The following is an 18,923-nucleotide window of genomic DNA, read 5'->3' on the forward strand; positions in this document are numbered from 1 at the left end:
CCCAGGGGCTGCGGTACCATGCACTTGAGGGGTATTCATCGTGATCCTGGCCAGCTGGCGTTAGAAGGGGGTAACGCCGGATTATAGCGAGCTGGCCCCGGCTGTCACCCACCCGCGCCCCGGGCAATGCACCACAGCAGCCATTTATTGGTGGTTCGTCGCTAAATCCGACCCGGCAGGGCTCGATTAGCCAGCCAGGATCTTCACCCGAACAAGGCAGCCCGCCGCTTCTGTTATATCCTGTATAACAACATCAAATTTGTGCCGGATACAATCTCCGAGGGACGATGCAATGAACACGGGCCCCAGCCACGACAACGGATTGCACCCGCGATGGGTAGTGACGGGAATAATCGGCATCGTGGTGATAGCCTGGTTGGGGCTGCTCGATGACTTGTCCGCAGCTTACATCGACGGTGCACTTATCGGTTCTGGCGCCATCTACGCCACCGCAAGGGGTATCAATGCCCTGGTCTCGGTGCTTCAGGGCACCGAGATGAATGCTGTCCTGCTGACCTTCACGGTGGGCGAACTGCTGGACCCCGTCAATGACCTGGTTGAGCGCTTCTCCGGCCTCATGATGCTGGCTCTGGGCTCACTGGCCCTGCAGAAGATCCTGCTCGAGCTTGTTTCCGATATGAGCTTCAATATCCTGCTCACCGGCCTGGGGGTCGCCGTCGCTGCAAGCCACTACTTGGGGTTCGATGCTGTTTATCGAAAGTTGGCACGGTTCTTCCTGGTTACGGCGGCCATCCGCTTTTCCTTCGCGGTGGTCATTCTGGCCAACAGCTGGGCCGATAGTGTATTCCTCGAAGACGGCGTCAATTCTCGCCATGCCGGCATGCAGGGCTTTCACAAGGAGCTGAGTTCGATCAGCGCCAGGGCGGGTATCGATGCCGGCCTGTCCGACGAGGGTAAATCCATCGAGGCCCAGATCGAAGTCAACGACAAGGCACTGCAGCAGGAAACGACAAACCTGCATCGCAACCGGACACGCCTGCAAGCGACCGAGGCAAAGCTGGAGGCGATTGATCAGCGCCCCTGGTGGAAAAAGCTGTCTGGGGAAACCACGCTGGCAATAGAGGAGACGGAGCTGGAGATACAGCAACTGGAAAGGACCATCGAGGGGAACGAACTGACTATTTCCGGGCTGCGTGATACCAGCGACGCGCTGCATGAGCAGCTCGACTGCCTGGAGAAGAGGCGAACGGGTGAAAGCTGTTCCTTCCTCGGTGGCATTGGCAAGGCAGCCCAGGCCTTTAACATCAGGCAGCAGATCAACGCGCTGTCGGCCGACGTTGACCAGTTTGCATCCAACCTCATCAGCCTGCTGATGGCACTGATTCTGAAGTCGGTGATTTTTCCCTTACTGTTTCTGTATATTCTGGTGCGGGCAGTTCGCCACGCCCTGTAGCATGGCGTGGCCAGCTTCCGCCATTGAAGACAGGTGCTCGCGACCTAAGCGCCAAACACCACCGCGGCCGGTATTATGAAGGACTCCGCTTCCAGCCGGATCACGGTGCTGTCGCCGTCTCGTTCGAAGCGGAACGCTGCAGCGGGCAACACGTCGACAGCCACGACCGCTTGTTTGCCATTGTTATTCTCCTGCTGGATGATTTTGCGATTCATTCACATGGACATCAAACCGGCGGGAAGGTTCGCCCGTAACAAGCTATGCCATGCGAGCTGACCGCACTTCCAACTCTGGCCGGCCGCTGGCTCCACCGTTGCAAGGCTGGTATGGCTGCTCTATTTTTCGGGTGGGAGTGAGCGCTACGTGAGCCTGGAGACAACCGCAATGTTCAGACACGGCGTCATACACCGGATAACGGGCCTGGCATCGACACTGCGCTTCGGTGCAAGGGCCGGCTACCGCCTTCTGGTCTGCACCCAGGTCGCCCTGCTCGCTGCCTGCGCCAGTGTGTACTCGCCGGACCCCCTGCCCCTGCCCGGGGCCATTGCTGACCTGCAGACCAAGAGTGTGGACTCGGTGGAGGTTGCCGCGGGCATTCTCACCGATGAACAGGCCCGGCGCCATTTCGGCATCGATCTGGGTGCCCACGGCATCCAGGCGATCTGGCTCAGCATTGCCAACGGTTCGGGCAAGAAGCTGTGGTTCCTGAGAAACGCCCTCGACGCCGACTATTTCAGTGCCGACGAGGTCGCGGCGGTGGTGCGCAGTGACATCCCCGCGGATGATTTCGAGATTGCCCTGCAGCAGCTGCGTGATGAATCCATCCGGGTCGCGCTGGAGCCCGACACTTTGTCGCAAGGCTTTGTGTTCACCCCGAAAGCGATCGGTGGGCGCTACGTCGACGTCCGCCTGGGCGAGGACATCTACGCTGTGGAGCTCGAGCGGCGACGGGCTCGCGCCAGAGGCGAGGAGCCTCGCCTGGCGCAGGTATCGGAGCTGCGCTTTGGCTTCGCCATTCCCCTGCCCGACGGCATTTTCGACTACGAGGAGTTGCAAGCGGAAAACATCTACAGCGAGGAGCGGCCCGACCTGAGCCAGGCCGAGTTCCGCGCTGCGCTTGAGGCCTTGCCCTGCTGTGCCAGCAATGCAGCTGCGGATGCCTGGGGGGACCCCCTGAACGTGGTGGTCATTGCAGATACCACCGATGCGCTCAACGCCCTGTCGCGGGCGGGCTGGTCCTTCACCCATCGCATCACCCCGGAGAGCGTGAAGCGCCTTGTGGGCGCGTCCATCCAGGGCGATAGCTATCCCGTGGCACCGGTAAGCAACCTCTACCTGTTCGGGCGCAAGCAGGATTTTGCCCTGCAGCGGGCACGCCCCAATATTTCCCAGCGCAATCACATGCGCTTCTGGCTGGCCCCTTTCAGGTTCAGGAACAAGGACGTCTGGGTGGGCCAGGTCAGCCGCGATATCGGCATCAAGATCACCCCGAAGTCCCCCACCTTGACCACGCACATTATCGACCCGGAAGTCGACATGACTCGCGAGTACCTGCTGCACAGCCTGCTGGCGGAGGGCTTGATAGACACTTTTGGTTTTGCCGGCGGATCCAGGGCCGCAACCCGGGAGGCACCGGCAAACAACCTGACCGACGATGCCTACTTCAGTGACGGCCTGCGCCTGGTGATCGAGATCTCGCGCGACCCGATTCCCTACGAGCGGGTGAGCAGCTTTATCTGGGAAGAGTCAGCCGCGCCGGTGGCGGAGGGCCAGTCGGAGGCGGCCGAGAGCCACGTGAGGACCATCTCTGGAGAACAGTAAGGCCCTGCCCGACAGGGGCCGGCTCAGCTGGACGGCATTTTCTCTTTCAACACGCGAACCTCGCGCTGCGGGAAGGGAATGGTGAAGCCGTTGTCGCGCATGGCCTCGAAAATCAGCAGCAACAGGTCGCCACCGACGCGGTTCTTGCCGTCGTCGATGCCGTACATCCAGAATTCCACAAACATATTCACGCCGGAATCGCCAAAGCTGTCGATTTCACAGTCGGGCCGCTCCTCGAAGGGGATATCGGGGCCGCTGATCACCTGCTCGTGGGCGGCGACGGTTTCCTTGATGATCTCCACCAGCTTGCGAATATCGCTGTCGTAGGCCACGGAAAAATCCACCCGATAGCGCTGCTTCTTGTTCTTGTGAGTCCAGTTGGTGAAGGTTCCAGTGACGAATTTCTCGTTGGGCACCATGATGTCCTTGCCATCGTAGGTTTCCAGGGTGGTGGAGCGCAGGGTCAGCTGGCGCACCTCACCGGACCTGCCATCTTCCAGTTCAATAAAATCGCCCACGGTAACGGAACGGTCCAGCAGGATGATAATGCCCGAAATGAAGTTCGAGGCGATGGCCTGCAGGCCAAAGCCTAGTCCCACGCCGATCGCCCCGCCGAGCACCGCCAGGGCCGTCAGGTTGATTCCCATAACCTGCAGCAGCAACAGGAAAACGACAACGAAAATCGACACTTCCAGCAGCTTGGCGGCCAGTTCCTTGGTCTGCACATCCAGCTTTTCCTGCCGCCGGATCACCTCCTGGCCGGTATTGTTGGACAGCCGGCCGAGCCAGAACAGCAGCGAGCCGAATATCAGTACGCGCACCACCCCGTAGGCGGAGATTTCTATGTTGCCGATGGTGACCTGCATCGACTCCAGAATGCCGATGATGGGACCCAGCAGATCCAGCAGGTGCAGGAACAGCACCGGCAGGCCGACCCAGCGCAGCACGCTGGCGATGAAATGGTTGGAGACGTAGTCGCGAATCAGGGCGTTGTAAATCAACAACATGGCCAGGGTGAGGGCGGTTCGCACCAGCCAGGACTGTCCCAGCAGCGCGGCGCTGATCTCAACGGCGAAACTCAACACCAGCACCGTGAGCAAGGGGAACAGGTACCTGCCCAGCTTGCCCGCAGCCTTGCGCAGCGGGCTGAGCGGCGAATCCGGCCGCGCCTGGGCAAAGAATGGAACATACTTCTGGATACGGTTGGCGACGAAAAAGGTAAGCCCGAAAACCACCAGCACCAGCGCCAGCTGGGCATAGCTTTCCGGCGCCACCATGGCGCTGAGCGTCACCTCACCAGCGCGTTCAAGGGTCTGTCGCAAGCGATCGATATCCACGACCTGTCTCCTGTAGCTTTTTATGTCCGGACAGCTCTGCGTGTGAGCCGCTAGACTTTACTGCATAGGCATAACCGGGGCCACCTGCAGCTCGCGAAGTCCTGGCTGTGCCGGGCAGTCAGTCGGCAACGCAATCTACAGCCGATACTGCTTCGACAACACCCCCCTTATCGGCTAGAGTAGTTGCAGGTATTACCTTTAACTACCGGAGGCAGTATGGCAAGGCCAACTTCCATCAAGCTTGACGATGAACTGAAAAGTCGCGTGCAGCACCTCGCCGAGAAGCGGCAACGCTCCGCCCACTGGCTCATGCTCGAAGCCATCGGGCAGTACGTCGAGCGCGAGGAACGACGCGAAGCCTTCATGCAGGACACACTCAAGGCCTGGGAGGACTATCAGGCCACCGGCCAGCATGCCTCCGCCGACGAGGTAGAAAGCTGGCTGGCCAGCTGGGGATCTCATGATGAGGCCCCTGCCCCTGCATGCCACGAGTAATCTATGCGCCTGCAGCCATCCGGGACCTGGAGCGATTGCGAGCGTTTCTTCGCCACAGGAATCCGGCTGCAGCAAAGCGTGCCGCCCAAGCCATCACCCAGGGCGTTCGCGCTCTCGGCTTACAACCCCATATTGGTCGACTCATCGATGATCTCCCCGAGCAATTCCGGGACTGGCCGATCGACTTCGGTGATAGCGGTTATATCGCCCGATACCGTATCGACGGCAACACGGTGGTCATTCTGGCCATCCGTCACCAGAAGGAAGCCAGCTTTTGAGGGAGCGTTCAAATCCCTCCCTCACATGAGCAAGCCAATCACAGGCGAGCATATGTCCCCCGGGGGCTTCCACGCCGTCGAGCACCGCTGGGCGCTGCCGGAATCGTTCAGGTAGCGCCACGCAGCCGGGCAATCAGCAGACCGAAGCCATGGAAGATCACGATGGGCACTGCAAAATAGATAAGGAACAGGGGGCCGTTGAAGCTGATTTGCACGGTCGTTTGCAGCGCGTTCCCGGCTGTGTCGCCGCGCAGCCTGGCGCTGGTGGAGGGGTCCGCTTGCCCGGGGCTTGCGGCGGCTTTCGACAGGGTCACCTGGCGCTCGATAAAGGGAAGGTAGATTGTCTCGGCGAGCGGGTCACGATCCAGGCTGCGCCATTCCACCAGGGTCAGGACGGCGAGCACGAAAGCCCAGACGAGGCTGAAGTGACTTGCTCGATTGAAAGAGGGTCCGGTCATGATCTGCCTGATGCCACATTAGCGCAATAAATCTGGGCGCAGTATCCCGCGATGGGATCGCGATTGCCAGAACAGCGCTTGCCACCCTGCTGTTAGCCCGAATCCTGTTCCTGTCCTGATCCTGGCCAGTGCCGGCCAGCGCATACAGCAGAGCCGCCCCCGGCTGTTACACTGTCGCCTGCCCATACCCGGATTCAGGAGGAACCTGTGCCCACACCGTTCACCCAGTTATTGATCTGCAGCCTGCTGCTGGCGATGCCGATGTCTGCAAGCAGCAAGGACCTGCGCACCTTCAGCCGCGAGGACGTGTTTGAGCTGGAGTGGGCCGCCAATCCGCAGATATCCCCCGACGGCGAGCGCATCGTCTACGAGCGCAAGTCGATGGACATCATGGCGGACAAGCGTATCGGCAGACTGTGGCTGATTGATGCCGATGGTGACAACCACATGCCCCTCACCGGCGGCGAGGCGGAGGAAACCGGCGCCCAGTGGTCGCCCCAGGGTGACCGTATTGCGTTTATCCGTGATTCCCAGATCCATGTGCACTGGCTGGCCTCGGGGAAAACCACCCGCATCACCCAGCTGCTGCAGACACCCAGCGCACTCAGCTGGTCGCCCGATGGCAAACAGCTGGCCTTCTCCATGCTGGTACCGGAGACGCCGCCGATGCTGGTTGAGCCCATGCCGGTGCCAGAGGGCGCCCAGTGGCCGGAAGCGCCCTCGGTGACCACCAGCCTGAGGTACGAGCGGGACGGCGTCGGCCGGCTCAAGCCCGGTTTCTCGCACTACTTCCTGGTGGACGCCAGCGGCGGCAGCGCCAGGCAGCTGACCCATGGCAATTTCCATCACCAGGAACCGCCCCAGTGGCTGCCGGATGGCAGCGGCCTGGTGTTTTCCGCCAACCGCAATGACAACTGGGAGCTGGACTTCCGCGAGTCCGAGTTATACCTGCTGCAGCTGGATAGCGGCAGCATCAGCGCGCTTACCGACCGCCGCGGCCCGGACCAGGGCCCGGCAATTTCGCCCGATGGCCGCTACGTCAGCTGGTACGGTTACGACGACAGGGTGCAGGCCTACCAGGTCAGCCAGCTCTATGTCATGGCGCTCGATGGTGGCGAGCCGCGCGCCCTGCGCCCGGCGCTGGATCGCAGCGTGTCCGCCCTGCGCTGGGACAGCAGGAGCCGCGGCGTGTATTACGTGTACTCCAACCACGGCGAATCCCATGTCGCCTACAGCAGCCTTCGCGGCGACCACCGGGATGTCGCCACGACCCTGGGCGGTGAATCCATGGCCCGGCCCTACGGCGGCGGATCCTACTCGGTGGCCAGCAATGGCCGCATCGCCTATACCTACTCCGACCCCCAGCGGCCGGCGGAACTCGCCCTGGCCCGGCCGGGCAGCAGCGAGCCGCGCCTGGTGACCCGGCTCAACGCCGACCTGCTGCCCTTTCGCGAACTCGGCCGGGTGGAGCCGGTGTGGTACCAGTCCAGCGTCGATGAGCGCGACCTGCAGGGCTGGATCATCAAGCCGCCGGGCTATGAGGAAGGCCGGGCCTATCCGCTGCTGGTGGAAAACCACGGCGGCCCCATTTCCCACTACGGGCCGCACTTCAGCCCCGAACTGCAGCTGTGCGCCGCCGCCGGCTACCTGGTGTTCTATCCCAATCCCCGCGGCAGCACCAGTTACGGCGAGGAGTTCGCCAATCTGCTGTTCAATAACTATCCCGCGGAAGACTACCAGGACGTGATGGACGGCGTGGACTACCTGATTGACCAGGGGCTGACCGCTGAGGACCGCCTCTACGTCACCGGCGGCAGCGCCGGGGGCATCATGACCGCCTGGATCGTTGGCAGCAACCAGCGCTTCCGCGCCGCCGCGGTGATCAAGCCGGTGATGAACTGGATCAGCAAGCTGCTGACCGCCGACAATTACTATGCCTACGCCGAGTACCGCTACCCCGGCCAGGTGTGGGAAAACCCGGAGACCTACTGGAAGTTTTCCCCGGTGTCGCTGGTGGGTAACATCCACACCCCCACTATGGTCATGGTCGGGTCCTCGGACCTGCGCACGCCGCTGTCGGAAGCCAAGCAGCTTTACCACGCGCTGCAGATTCGCGGCATCGATACCGCGCTGGTGGAGGTGCCCGAGGCGCCCCACTTCATCGCCAAGCGACCCAGCCAGCTGGTGACCAAGATCGATCACATCCTGGCCTGGTTCGCCCGCTATCCCTGGCAGCAGGCCGGGGCGGAGGAGGCCGAATAGGGCCTTCCTCCACGACTGGCCGCCCCCGGCGCTAGCGGAAAAATCCCAGGCGTATTGATCATAATGACCATGGATCACGCTGGCACTATCCAGCCTGACAACCCGGACTGGTTATTTAGTCCAGTTCTTGTGCGCTTACACTTTACGACCTGCAAGCGTGTATCAATTCTGCACCGCTAATAATTTTCGCCGTTTCTTGCACCCTGTAGAAGCTCTGCCTATATTGCGTTAGTCCGCAGCACAGTTGCACAACTGCAGCAGCACAATAACCGGCGGAGAGAGTTGCACCTTCACCCTCCCTGGCCTGGCTGTTGCGATGCTGACGCTGGCACTCCCGGAGCCTAGCTCGCCCGAATGCCCGCTTCCAGTTGTTACACGCTGATTGTGCTGCGTAATACAGTCTAATAAGGAATCCACAATGGCTAAATTTTCAGGAATAGCGGTGACATCGCTGGCGGCCGTGCTGTTATCCAGCCCCAGTATTGCTGTCGACATAGGCACACCCGACAAAGAGCGCCTTCTGACCAGCCTGTCACAGGTGAAAGAAAGCAAAACCGGGGTATACATCGTGCAAATGTCCGACAACCCCGTGGCCGCCTACGATGGCGGTATCAAGGGCCTCAAGGCCACCCGGCCAGGCAAGAACAAGAAACTGAACCCGCGAGACAAGAATGTGGCTGACTATGCCAATTACCTGGTCGATCGCCACGATGCCGCCTTGCGTGCCGTGGGCGCAGGCCAGAAAGTGCACAGTTATAAATACGTCTACAACGGCTTCTCCGCCAAACTCAGCAGAAAGCAGGCCAACGCCCTGAAAAAGATGCCCGGCGTACTGGCAGTCACTCCCGACCGCCTGCTGAAGCCAGACACGATTACCACCTCCCACATGCTGGAGCTGGATTCCGGCATCTGGAACGACGTCGGTGGTATCGACAGTGCTGGCGAAGACATCATTGTCGGCATCATCGACTCCGGTATCTGGCCGGAGAGTAGCAGCTTTGCGGACACCGTAGACCTCTCGGAAGCGCCTGGAAAAAGCGGCAAGAACAAACTGGCGTACTCACCACCGCCTGCAAATTGGTCTGGCAGTTGCCGCTCAGGTCAAAACTGGTCCCAGAACACATGCAACAATAAACTGATCGGGGCGCAATGGTTCGTTGAGGGCTTCACCGCAAACGGAAAGTCACACTTGCTGAAGTATGAGTTCCTCTCTGCGCGCGACTTTGATGGCCACGGCACCCACACTGCGAGTACGGCAGCAGGCAATGCCAACGTCCCTGTAGTGATCAATGGGCAGCATGTCGGTGAAGCCAGTGGCATGGCGCCCAGAGCAAGGGTTGCTGCCTACAAGGTGTGCTGGGGTACCGGTACTGACGGCGGCTGCTTCAGCAGTGACAGCGTCAAGGCGATCGATCAGGCCGTGGCCGATGGGGTTGACGTCCTCAACTTCTCCATCAGCGGCTCCCGCACCACTTCCCTCGACCCGGTGGAAGTGGCCTTCCTGTTTGCCGCCGACGCCGGGGTTTTCGTCGCTGCCTCGGCAGGCAACAGCGGGCCTGGTCCTGAAACGGTGGCCCACAACAGCCCCTGGCTCACTACCGTGGCCGCCGGCACCCATGATCGCGGCTATACTGCCAGCGTGACTACCGGTGAAGACATCACTTACGAGGGTGTTTCCCTCGGCTCCGGCGTCAGCGGCGACCTGGTGTATGCCGGTGATGCCGGCGACATCTTGTGCAACCCCGGTAGCCTCGACAGCGCAGTGGTTACCGGCAAGGTCGTGCTCTGCGACCGCGGTGACATCGCCCGCGTGGACAAGAGCCGGGCGGTGAAGGAAGCGGGCGGTATCGGCATGATACTCGCTAACCAGGGCCCCAATTCGCTCAATGCCGACTTCCACACCGTGCCCAGCATTCACGTTGATCATATCGCTGGCGATGCACTGAGGACTTACGCACAGTCATCCGGTGCATCTGCTGATATCAGCGAGGGTACCCAGTACATCGCCGAAGCGTCACAGGTGGCGGCGTTCTCTTCCCGCGGGCCTGCGCTGGCCCACGGTGGCGACCTGCTCAAGCCGGACATTATGGCCCCCGGTGTGGACATCATCGCGGCGGTATCCCCTGCCGGTTCCAACGGCCAGAGCTTCGACGCCCTGAGCGGCACTTCCATGTCCAGTCCCCATATGGCCGGCCTGGGTGCGCTGATGAAACAGGCCCATCCCGATTGGTCCCCGGCGATGATCAAGTCCGCGTTTATGACCACGGCAACAACCGACACCAACGAGGGCAACCCCATTGACGGCGGCGCCCTCGATTACGGTGCCGGTTTCGTCCAGCCTAATGCGGCTACCAATCCCGGTTTGGCATATGATTCTGGATGGGTCGATTGGCTCGGCTTCCTGTGCGGATCGGGTGAGCTGCAGGCAGCTTACTGTCCTCAAATCAGTATTGATCCTAGTGACCTCAACTATCCCTCGATAGCCATTGGCGCTCTCGCCGGATCCCAGACTGTGCAAAGGACCGTAACCAATGTGGGCCCTGCCGGAGAATATGAGGTATCGGTGACAGCACCTGCGGGGATCGCAGTAGATGTTTTCCCGTCTGAGCTTGAGCTCGCACAGGGTGAATCAGCCTCCTACGAGGTGACCTTTACCAATGAGGGCGCCGAACTGCAAACCTGGCTGGAAGGTGACATCACATGGTCAGGCGACGCTCACACCGTGCGCAGTCCCTTCGTACTGAACGCGGTTGAACTGGCGGCACCCGCTGAGGTAACTGGAACGCAGACTGACGGCGAGCTGAGCTTCCCCGTTACCTTTGGTTATGACGGTGAGTACTCAATCAACGTGCACGGCCTGGCTGCTGCTGATATGCAGGAAGGCACGGTCGTCGACGATCCCGCAAACGACATCAATACTGCTTTGGGTACTGGTGTTGGTATTAGTGTGCATTTTGTAGAGAGAGCTGAGGGAGCGGTTCATCAGCGCATTTCACTGTTTGATGATTACACTGATGGCGTCGATGACCTCGACCTCTACGTATTCGACGCAGACTCTAACTTTGTCGCAGGCAGCGGGTCGGGCACTAGCGCCGAGCAGGTTGATATACCCAATCCCGCCTCAGACGGTTACTACGTTATTGTGCATGGCTGGCAGACTGATGGACCGGATGCTGCCTACACGCTGTTCAGCTGGTCTGTGGCCGGCGATGAGACAAACATGACAGCTTCTGACCCAGGCGACGCCGCCCTTGGGGCCAGCGCAGATATCTCTGTCGAGTGGATGGACCTTCTCGAAGATACCAAGTATCTCGGCAAATTGTCGCATCAGAACGGTGTTGATGAAATTGGTCAAACGATGGTCGTCATCGAGACAGACTAAGACCTGACCCACGGTATGGAGAAAGCCCGCGGAAACGCGGGCTTTTTTTTTGCTCATCACCGGCCGGGCGCGTTTCCGGGCGTCGCGCTGACGCGCCCAGCTAAACTGATGGCCGTCCATGGGTTACACTTTATCTATCGCTTGCTGAAGCGGCGATGAGGTCCTGAGGGACAGAGCAATGCTGATGCAGTGCGCCACGTTATTCCGCGGCAGCGACTGATCAGTTGTACGGAGTAGGCAATGAGCAACGACAGTCTCCAGACAAGCACCACAGCCAGCCCGGGGCCGGTGTTAATGGTGGTGGACGACGATCCCATGGTTCGCAAGATCGTGACCCGGGGGCTTGCTTCGCTTGGCGCCGCGGAAATCATCGAGGTCGGGGACGGCCAGGCTGCCCTGGAGTATCTGCGGGAGAAGTCTGTCGATGTGGTGGTGACCGACGTGGTCATGCCGAGGATGGACGGCCTGGAGCTGATGAAGTGGGCCCAGGAGAATTGCCCGGAACCGCTGTGGATCATACTGTCCGGCGTGGAGACCTTTGACGCGGCGGTGGATGCGCTGCACCTGGGCGCCTTCGACTATCTGGCCAAGCCTCCCGAGGTGCAGCGGGTGCGGGTGGCGGTGCGCAACGCGCTGGACCAGATCAAGCTGGTGCGCGATCGCCAGCGGCTCTATAGCGAGCTGGCAGCGAACGTGGCCGAGCTGGAAGCAGCCAACCGCGTGCTGGAGGACCAGGCGGCGGTCATCCAGGCGGACCTGGACCGGGCGGAAGTCATCCAGCGCGCCCTGCTGCCGCAGGCGCCGCCAAAGGTCGCCGGCTGGTGCATGGACACACTCTACCGGCCGGGCAGCAGTGTCGGCGGCGACTTCTACGACGCCATCCTGCTGGACCAGGACCACCTGGCGCTGGTGATTGCCGATGCCGCCGGACACGGCGTTGCCGCCGCCATGATCTCGGTGCTGTTCAAGACCCGCCTGCACCCCATGGGCCAGGGCGGCGAGATCCTGGGACCGGCGCAGGTGCTGCGGGATCTCAACCACACCCTGTTCCAGACCCTCTCCGCCCCCGGCACCTTCATCACCGCCGCCTATGTGCTGGTCGACCTGCGCCAGGGCAGCGCTCGCTTCGCCTCCGCCGGCCACACCCCCTGCGTACTGGCGTCACCGGGCAGCGAGCCGCGCCTGCTGCAACGCACCGGCCCCGCCCTGGGTCTGGACGCAGAGGCGGACTACGCCCAGACCGAGGTGGCTATCGCGCCGGGCGAACGGCTGCTGCTTTACACCGACGGTGTGACTGACGGGGGGGCAGACTCACCCGCCCTGGCGCAGCTGGGCAGCGCCCTCGGCGCCGATACTGCGCACGCCGACCTGCTGGCCCCGCTGTACGAGGCCGCCCGGCGCGGTGTCAGCGGGGATCGCGACGACATCACCATGCTGTTACTGGAGCGGGCCGAGGGAGACAGCCATTTCGACGACACCCCGACCCGCGAGCAGCGAACCGAGTCGCAACAGCCAGTGAGCCAACCCCACCTGCATCAGGGCGCCAGGCCGGGACAGGCTTTTCTCAGCATCAGCGGGGCGGCCACCTGGCTGTGCAGCCAGTCACTGCTGGACGCCGCCCGGAACCTGCTGGCGCAGCACGGCCATCTCAGCATCGATCTCGCCGATTGCGATAACCTCGACAGCACCTGCCTGGGCACCCTGCACGAACTGGTCTGCGAGCACGACAGGGAGGTGGGGCTGCAGCGCGTGCCGGATAACATCCGCGCCCTGTTCGACGAGCTGAGCATGGGCAAGGTCATGGACCACATCAGCGAGGACAGCGAGCCCCTGCCGGACGCGATGCAGACCCTGCACAGCGATGCGGTGAACCCGGACCAGCAGGGCCGGCGCATACTCCGGGCCCACGAGACCCTGGCGGCACTCAGCGAGGGCAACCGCCAGCAGTTTGCTGCGGTGGTGGAGTCACTGCGGGCCGACCTGGCGAACAAGGACCAGGACGGCTAAGTCCCGACGCCTCGCTTGCCGGTGCCGATGCTAGTCGCCGCCGGCAGGCTGTAATGCCTTCTCCAGCTCGGTGAGGCGTGTGCGCAACACCGCCAGGGCGCTGCCCGCGGCGCCGGCATCGCCCTCCCGGCCAATCCGCTCCAGTGCGAGCGCAGCGGCCGCGGCCGCCTGTCCTCCAATCACCTGTACCGAGCCCTTGAGGCCATGGGCGGCGCGCTGCAGGCTGTCCATGTCTCCGCTGGCGACGGCAGCCTCGACATCCGCCATCAGGCCCGGGCACTGCTCGCGGAACATGACCACCAGTTCGTCGAAAAAGTCCTCGTCGCCGTCCAGGTTGCGCAAGGCGCCAGCCCGGTCCAGGCAGGGAGCCTCTTCCACGGCGGGTTTCGCTGTTACTGCCTCGGTGGCTGCGGGCACCGGCGCCGCTGACGAGGCGGCAAACTTTTCCACTTGCTGGAACAGTTCGCCAGCGCGGAAGGGCTTGGTGACAAAACTGTTCATCCCCGCCGCCAGGCAGTTCTCCCGGTCTTCGATGGTGGCCCCGGCGGTTAGGGCGACAATGGGCACGTGCACACCGGTTGACCGCTCCCGCTCGCGAATAATCCGGGTCGCGGTAAGACCGTCCATGACCGGCATGTGCACGTCCATCAGCACCAGGTCGAATTCCTCGCGCGCGCTGATATCCACGGCCTCCCGGCCATTGCACGCCAACTGCACCGCGTGGCCCCGTTTGGCCAGCAGTTCCCGGGCAACCTTCTGGTTCACCGGATTGTCCTCCACCAGCAGAATACGCCGGGCGACCAGGTCTGCCGGGGTGGTTGACAGCGCTGAGTCCCTGCGACCGCCGGTGACCCCGATGGCGTCGGTGATCGCGTTGAGCAGGTCCGAGTGTTTCACCGGCTTCATCAGCATCCGCGAGATGTCCAGTCGATTCCGCACTTCCTGTGACTCCGCGCGCCCCGCGGACGACAGCATGATGATGCGCATTCTTGCCAGTTCGGGACGGCCGCGAATCCGCGTGGCCAGTTCGATGCCGTCCATTTGCGGCATCATGACGTCGAGCAGGGCCAGGGCGAGGCCGGTGCCTGCTTGCCGCGCCTCATCGAGCAACGCGAGAGCCGCCGTTCCGTGCTCCGCCACTATCGCCTCCATACCCCAGCTGTGCAGCAGTTCTTCCAGGATGAGCCGGTTGGTGTGGTTGTCGTCGACAACCAGTACTTTCAGGCCGCGCAATTGTTCGGGATGCACGGGCGCCGGCACCGGCGCCGCGGGAATACCCAGGTCAGCGCCGAAGGAAAAGGTACTGCCGCGGCCTGGCTCGCTGCTGATCTGCATCCGCCCACCCATCATCTCGGCCAGCTGGGACGCGATGGCCAGGCCGAGGCCGGTGCCGCCAAACTGGCGGGTGGTGGAGGAATCAGCCTGACCAAAGGCCTCGAAAATCCGCCGCTGCTGGGCCGGCGAAATACCAATGCCGGTATCGCGAACGGCAAAGCGCAGGCGGGCCACACCAGCCTCGGCGGAATCCAGCCGCACATCTACCGCGACCTCCCCCTGCTCGGTAAACTTGATGGCGTTGCCAACCAGGTTGACAATCACCTGGCGCAGACGCAGGGGGTCACCGAGCAGGCTTTCGGGCACCGCCGGCGGAATGTGGAAGGTGAGTTCCAGGCCCTTTTCATTGGCGCGCAGGGCCAGCGTCTGCAGGGTATCGCCGAGGATGTCGCGGATATTGAACGGCACCCGTTCCAGGTCGAGGCGGCCGGCCTCGATCTTGGAAAAATCGAGAATGTCGTTGATGATCCCCAGCAGGGTGTCCGCCGATTTGATAATCAGCGACACGTACTCGCGCTGCTGGTCATTCAGCTCGGTGCCGTCGAGCAGCTCCGCCATCCCAATAACCCCGTTCATGGGTGTGCGTATCTCGTGGCTCATGGTCGACAGGAACTGGCTTTTCGCCTCGGTCATCTGCACCAGTTTTTCGTTGGCTACCCCCAGCTCCCTGGTCTTGCCCTCCAGCTGCAGATTGAGGCGATGCTTGCTGCGGTAGCCGCGGAAAATCACCACAATCAGGGTCAGCACCAACAGCAGGCCCACGATGGCTCCCGCCAGTATCAGGCGCTGGCTCTCGATGGTGCCCAGTTGCCTGACCAGCACCCGCTCCTGCTCGGCGATTTTCTCCTCCTGCTCGCCAATCGCCGCCTGCTGCTCCGCCAGACGCTGCAGGTTGCGCTCGATGCGCTGGGAGTAACCCTCGATATAGGCTTCCTTCTCGGCCAGGACGCGTTCTTTCTCCTCGAGTAGCGCCGCGTTCTGCACCAGCCGGCTTTCACTGTGCTCCAGCACCTGCTGCACCCCGGACAGCTGGTCCCCCAGGGCTTTCAGCTCTTCCTCGTTCATGGCGACCAGGGCCCGCTGCCGGGCAATAGTCTCGCGCTGCTGCTCCAGTTCCCGCTGCTGCGCTTCCATTTGCTGCTGCCGCTGCCGGGCGAGCGCCCGGGTCCGCTCCAGCTCGGCCTCGGTTTCCTCGTAAACCGCCGCCACATCGAGCTTGCTGCCGCCAAACAGCAGCATGTCGCGGGACAGCTGCAGCCCGGCGTCGATAATATTGCTGCGGTTGATTTCGAAGCCGAGGCGGACGCTGCTGGGATGGGTAAAGTTGACCATGCTGAACTCAAGGTCCGCGGCACCGTCGGTCACGATCAGGGTCTGGCTACCCTTCAGGGCGCGATATATTTCCTTCAGGTCCGAGTTACTGCCCGGTGCAACAACCAGGATGTGGGCGGCCCTGGCATCATCCAGCGTGGAATAGGGGCGCACGGTCACCGGTTTGCCCCGCGTCGGGTAGCGGGGCAGGTCACGCTTGAGCACCGCCATCAGTTTGCGGTCGCGGCCGTAAAGACCAACCCGCCAGGTGTCAATCGCGTCCTCGTCCGGCCAGGTGGTGTTGGCCAGCATGGATATCAGCAGGCTCGCTTTGCCGTCTTGTATGGTGACTTCCTGGGATGAACCGGGGACAGAGAACAGCACAGCCAGCAATGCGACGGCAGTAAACAGCAGGCCCTGTCGAACAGACATCCGGTGCAAATCCACTTGAGTCCCCCTGGGGCGTTACATCGAAAATATAGCACCGATAGGCGCCACGTCGAGGCGCGCGAGCTTAACCCGCAGCGTACCCGCTGGGCAACAGCGATTGGCGACGGGGACAAGCACAAAGACGGCTGTTACTTCAGGAGTCGCGGCAGATGCATAATCCGACAAAGCCCGTGAATATCCAGTCTGTATAAAAAAAGCCTGCCACCGGTATTCGGTGGCAGGCAAGGCAGTGCACGCCCGCACATAGGCTCTGAGATCATAAGCAGACGATAGTTTCCGCTCACGAAACCTGTTCACTTCTTGTTGCTTTTTTTATCGTGATAAAACCTTTTTTATTGCCCTCAACTACGACCTGGTTGCAAGAGTTCAATGCCAGTCAATAAGACTCCCTATAACAAGCTCTACATTCCAGAAGGGGGTCGAGGCTGGGCAACCGGGACTTCGGCGTAACGATTCATTCCTGAGCCACCCCCTGAGCCGCCATCGTAGACAAAACCGTAAACTGTATCCCCTTCACTTTTTGTGACAGCTGCACCGCGCACCCAAAGTACGTCTTCACCTTCTATCACCGGCTTCGGCTCCGCCCAGGCTACATCCGCATCACGCCAGGTGTGGTACAAACTGCCGGAGCCCTCCTCGATAAACAATACGTGAATTTGCTCGCCGAAAGACACCGCGTCTGCGCCAACCTGTTCCGAGTCGGCAGCATTGCGCGCTACCGCACGATTTGTAACCCGCACCGCGGGTGAGAGTTTATCACCAGCCAGTCGCTGCCAGAGCTCACCGTTATCCAGACGATAGACGATACTTACCATGTCAGATTCCGACAGGTAGGCCAGCGGCAGAATCCCACCGGCGTCTTCGACTTTGGTGCCAAGACCTTCGGCAACCAACTGTGGTGCTGTCAGCTCACCTTCTGGAAGAATGCGGCGATACCATGCGGTTCCGTCAAATCCGGTATAGGCAAGATGGATAACATCGTTCCTGCCTTTCACGACAACCGGGCCAGACAAATCCCTGTCCACGTCGGGGTCGATAACATAAGCCTCGCCCCATTCACCGGCGGGTGAACGAACGCGATAACGTATTTTGTGCAGGTCGCCATATACCCCCACCACGCTACCGTCGGAGCGCAATGCCAGGTCTGCCACCTGCACCGGAGGCTCAGATGGAGAAGCCAGACGTTCGTCGCGAATTTCCCAGCCTCCCTCCTCCCCATTCGCCGTTGTATTGAACACGTGGTAGAGAACATCATCTGATGTCTGGTGCAGGATGTGTATGCGTTCGCCATCAAACGCGGAGGCTACACCCTCAAGATCGCCAGTGGCTGGTCGGTTGAGACCGTCCACTTCCTGCCAGCTCCTGCCGTCATCAGCCGAATGTACCATCATCATCATATTGTCAGTTTCGGAAGGCTCCATAAGGAAGTAAAGCTCGCCGTCCGCAGCCTGCCAGGGACCGAGGCGGCCCGGAGTTTCGACAAAAGTTCCACCCAGGTGTCCATCCGGGACTTTTAGCGTAACCGACGGTTGCCGTTCCGATGCAATCGGGACCCCGGCGTCATCCAGCACCCTGAACTCGAAGCGGTCTCCGTCATGGTTGGTCACTGCGCCGTCAGAAAAGTAACGCAACACGATGGGGAACTCCCATTCACCCTGAGCCGATGCCGACGTCCACGTTGGCGTTGTGGGCGCGAAGCTGATACCGGCGCCGGCAACGAAGGGGAGTTGTGAGTAGGGCAACAGGTCCAGCGTCTCTGCACCGTGCTTGTAAGCGGGGCTGCTGACGATGCTCCCCCGGGGTGAATGGGCTTCTGCGGAGAGCTCCAGCGCTTTGACATCGACAAGGCTTTGCGCCGGCAGATACAGGCCGGTATCGGATGCCTGCACCTTCGATTCGAGCTGACGACTCCACTCCATTCCTTCAATTATCGGGTCCCATTCATACTCGATAGCAATTTCGTTTCCGTCAAGCACTACAGCGACCTCTATCCAACGCCCCGCCTCAACTGTCACATCGAACGTCTCGAGAATGCTGTCAAGTCCGTCGCGACGCTGAACCAGAGCTATCGGGCCCGCGCCCTCTACATCGAGGCGATAATGGTTTTCAACATCCTGGTAGCCAAACAACAGACCGCCCCTGGCCGCTTTGCCCAAGCGCAACACCGCTTTGAATTCTTCGGTCTCCCAGTGAGTCTTGTAGTCACCGAGAACCATCAGCGACTCGCCGCCGCTGTCTAATTGCAAGTAGCTGTCCTTGCCATTTTCACGCCACGACAGTGCGTTTTCATTGCCTCGAACCAGTTGCAGCTGATTTGCAGGCTCTTGATCCAAACCGCCAGAAAAGTCCAACGTCAGGTCTTTGGTCGGATAG

At 61.4% G+C, this 18,923-nt stretch carries 11 protein-coding genes; 7 read left to right on the forward strand and 4 right to left on the reverse strand.

Features of this window, described 5'->3' with window-relative positions; genetic code table 11:
- The first annotated feature begins 292 nt into the window (after positions 1-292).
- Positions 293-1,414 (forward strand): hypothetical protein, encoded by a 1,122-nt coding sequence (locus DWB85_RS10530; protein WP_133300602.1) that lies wholly within the window; start codon positions 293-295, stop codon positions 1,412-1,414.
- Between the two features lie 44 nt (positions 1,415-1,458).
- Here the strand turns inward: DWB85_RS10530 and DWB85_RS19525 are convergent, their stop codons facing one another.
- Entirely contained in the window at positions 1,459-1,629 is a 171-nt protein-coding gene (locus tag DWB85_RS19525; protein ID WP_162846081.1) for a hypothetical protein, read from the reverse strand.
- 169 nt (positions 1,630-1,798) lie between these two features.
- Here DWB85_RS19525 and DWB85_RS10535 point away from each other — a divergent pair, with 169 nt between their 5' ends.
- Complete coding sequence (locus DWB85_RS10535; protein WP_205422714.1) at positions 1,799-3,235, forward strand: LssY C-terminal domain-containing protein; 1,437 nt, start codon at positions 1,799-1,801, stop codon at positions 3,233-3,235.
- 23 nt (positions 3,236-3,258) lie between these two features.
- Here the strand turns inward: DWB85_RS10535 and DWB85_RS10540 are convergent, their stop codons facing one another.
- Positions 3,259-4,572 carry a mechanosensitive ion channel family protein gene (locus tag DWB85_RS10540; RefSeq protein ID WP_239017290.1) on the reverse strand — a complete coding sequence of 438 codons (1,314 nt, stop codon included), beginning with the start codon at positions 4,570-4,572 and terminating at the stop codon, positions 3,259-3,261.
- A gap of 216 nt (positions 4,573-4,788) precedes the next feature.
- Between DWB85_RS10540 and DWB85_RS10545 the strand changes: the two genes are divergently transcribed.
- Both DWB85_RS10545 and DWB85_RS10550 read left to right on the forward strand, forming a co-directional pair.
- Entirely contained in the window at positions 4,789-5,067 is a 279-nt protein-coding gene (locus DWB85_RS10545) for a CopG family ribbon-helix-helix protein (protein ID WP_117954287.1), read from the forward strand.
- Positions 5,055-5,345, forward strand: a complete 291-nt coding sequence (locus tag DWB85_RS10550) for a type II toxin-antitoxin system RelE/ParE family toxin (protein WP_117954289.1) — start codon at positions 5,055-5,057, stop codon at positions 5,343-5,345. The genes DWB85_RS10545 and DWB85_RS10550 overlap by 13 nt, the downstream gene beginning before the upstream one ends.
- Before the next feature lie 107 nt (positions 5,346-5,452).
- Here DWB85_RS10550 and DWB85_RS10555 read toward each other — a convergent pair whose 3' ends face one another.
- A complete protein-coding gene (locus DWB85_RS10555) occupies positions 5,453-5,803 on the reverse strand; it encodes a hypothetical protein (protein WP_117954291.1) in 351 nt (116 codons plus the stop codon).
- Positions 5,804-6,010: 207 nt separating this feature from the next.
- On the opposite strand from DWB85_RS10555, the gene DWB85_RS10560 reads away from it, so the two are divergent.
- The 3 genes from DWB85_RS10560 to DWB85_RS10570 all read left to right on the forward strand — a co-directional run bounded on the left by DWB85_RS10560 (position 6,011) and on the right by DWB85_RS10570 (position 13,454).
- The gene (locus DWB85_RS10560) at positions 6,011-8,065 is read left to right on the forward strand and encodes an alpha/beta hydrolase family protein (protein ID WP_239017291.1); all 2,055 of its coding nucleotides are present in this window, start codon (positions 6,011-6,013) and stop codon (positions 8,063-8,065) included.
- Between the two features lie 418 nt (positions 8,066-8,483).
- A complete protein-coding gene (locus tag DWB85_RS10565) occupies positions 8,484-11,447 on the forward strand; it encodes a S8 family serine peptidase (RefSeq protein WP_117954293.1) in 2,964 nt (987 codons plus the stop codon).
- A 240-nt stretch (positions 11,448-11,687) separates the two neighbouring features.
- On the forward strand, positions 11,688-13,454 hold the full coding sequence (locus tag DWB85_RS10570; RefSeq protein ID WP_117954295.1) for a SpoIIE family protein phosphatase: 1,767 nt from the start codon (positions 11,688-11,690) through the stop codon (positions 13,452-13,454).
- Positions 13,455-13,484: 30 nt separating this feature from the next.
- On the opposite strand, the gene DWB85_RS10575 is transcribed toward DWB85_RS10570, so the two are convergent.
- Positions 13,485-16,532 (reverse strand): YfiR/HmsC family protein, encoded by a 3,048-nt coding sequence (locus DWB85_RS10575; protein WP_117954298.1) that lies wholly within the window; start codon positions 16,530-16,532, stop codon positions 13,485-13,487.
- Positions 16,533-18,923 lie beyond the last annotated feature (2,391 nt).

The organism is Seongchinamella sediminis (assembly GCF_003457605.1).
Classification (GTDB): domain Bacteria; phylum Pseudomonadota; class Gammaproteobacteria; order Pseudomonadales; family Halieaceae; genus Halioglobus; species Halioglobus sediminis.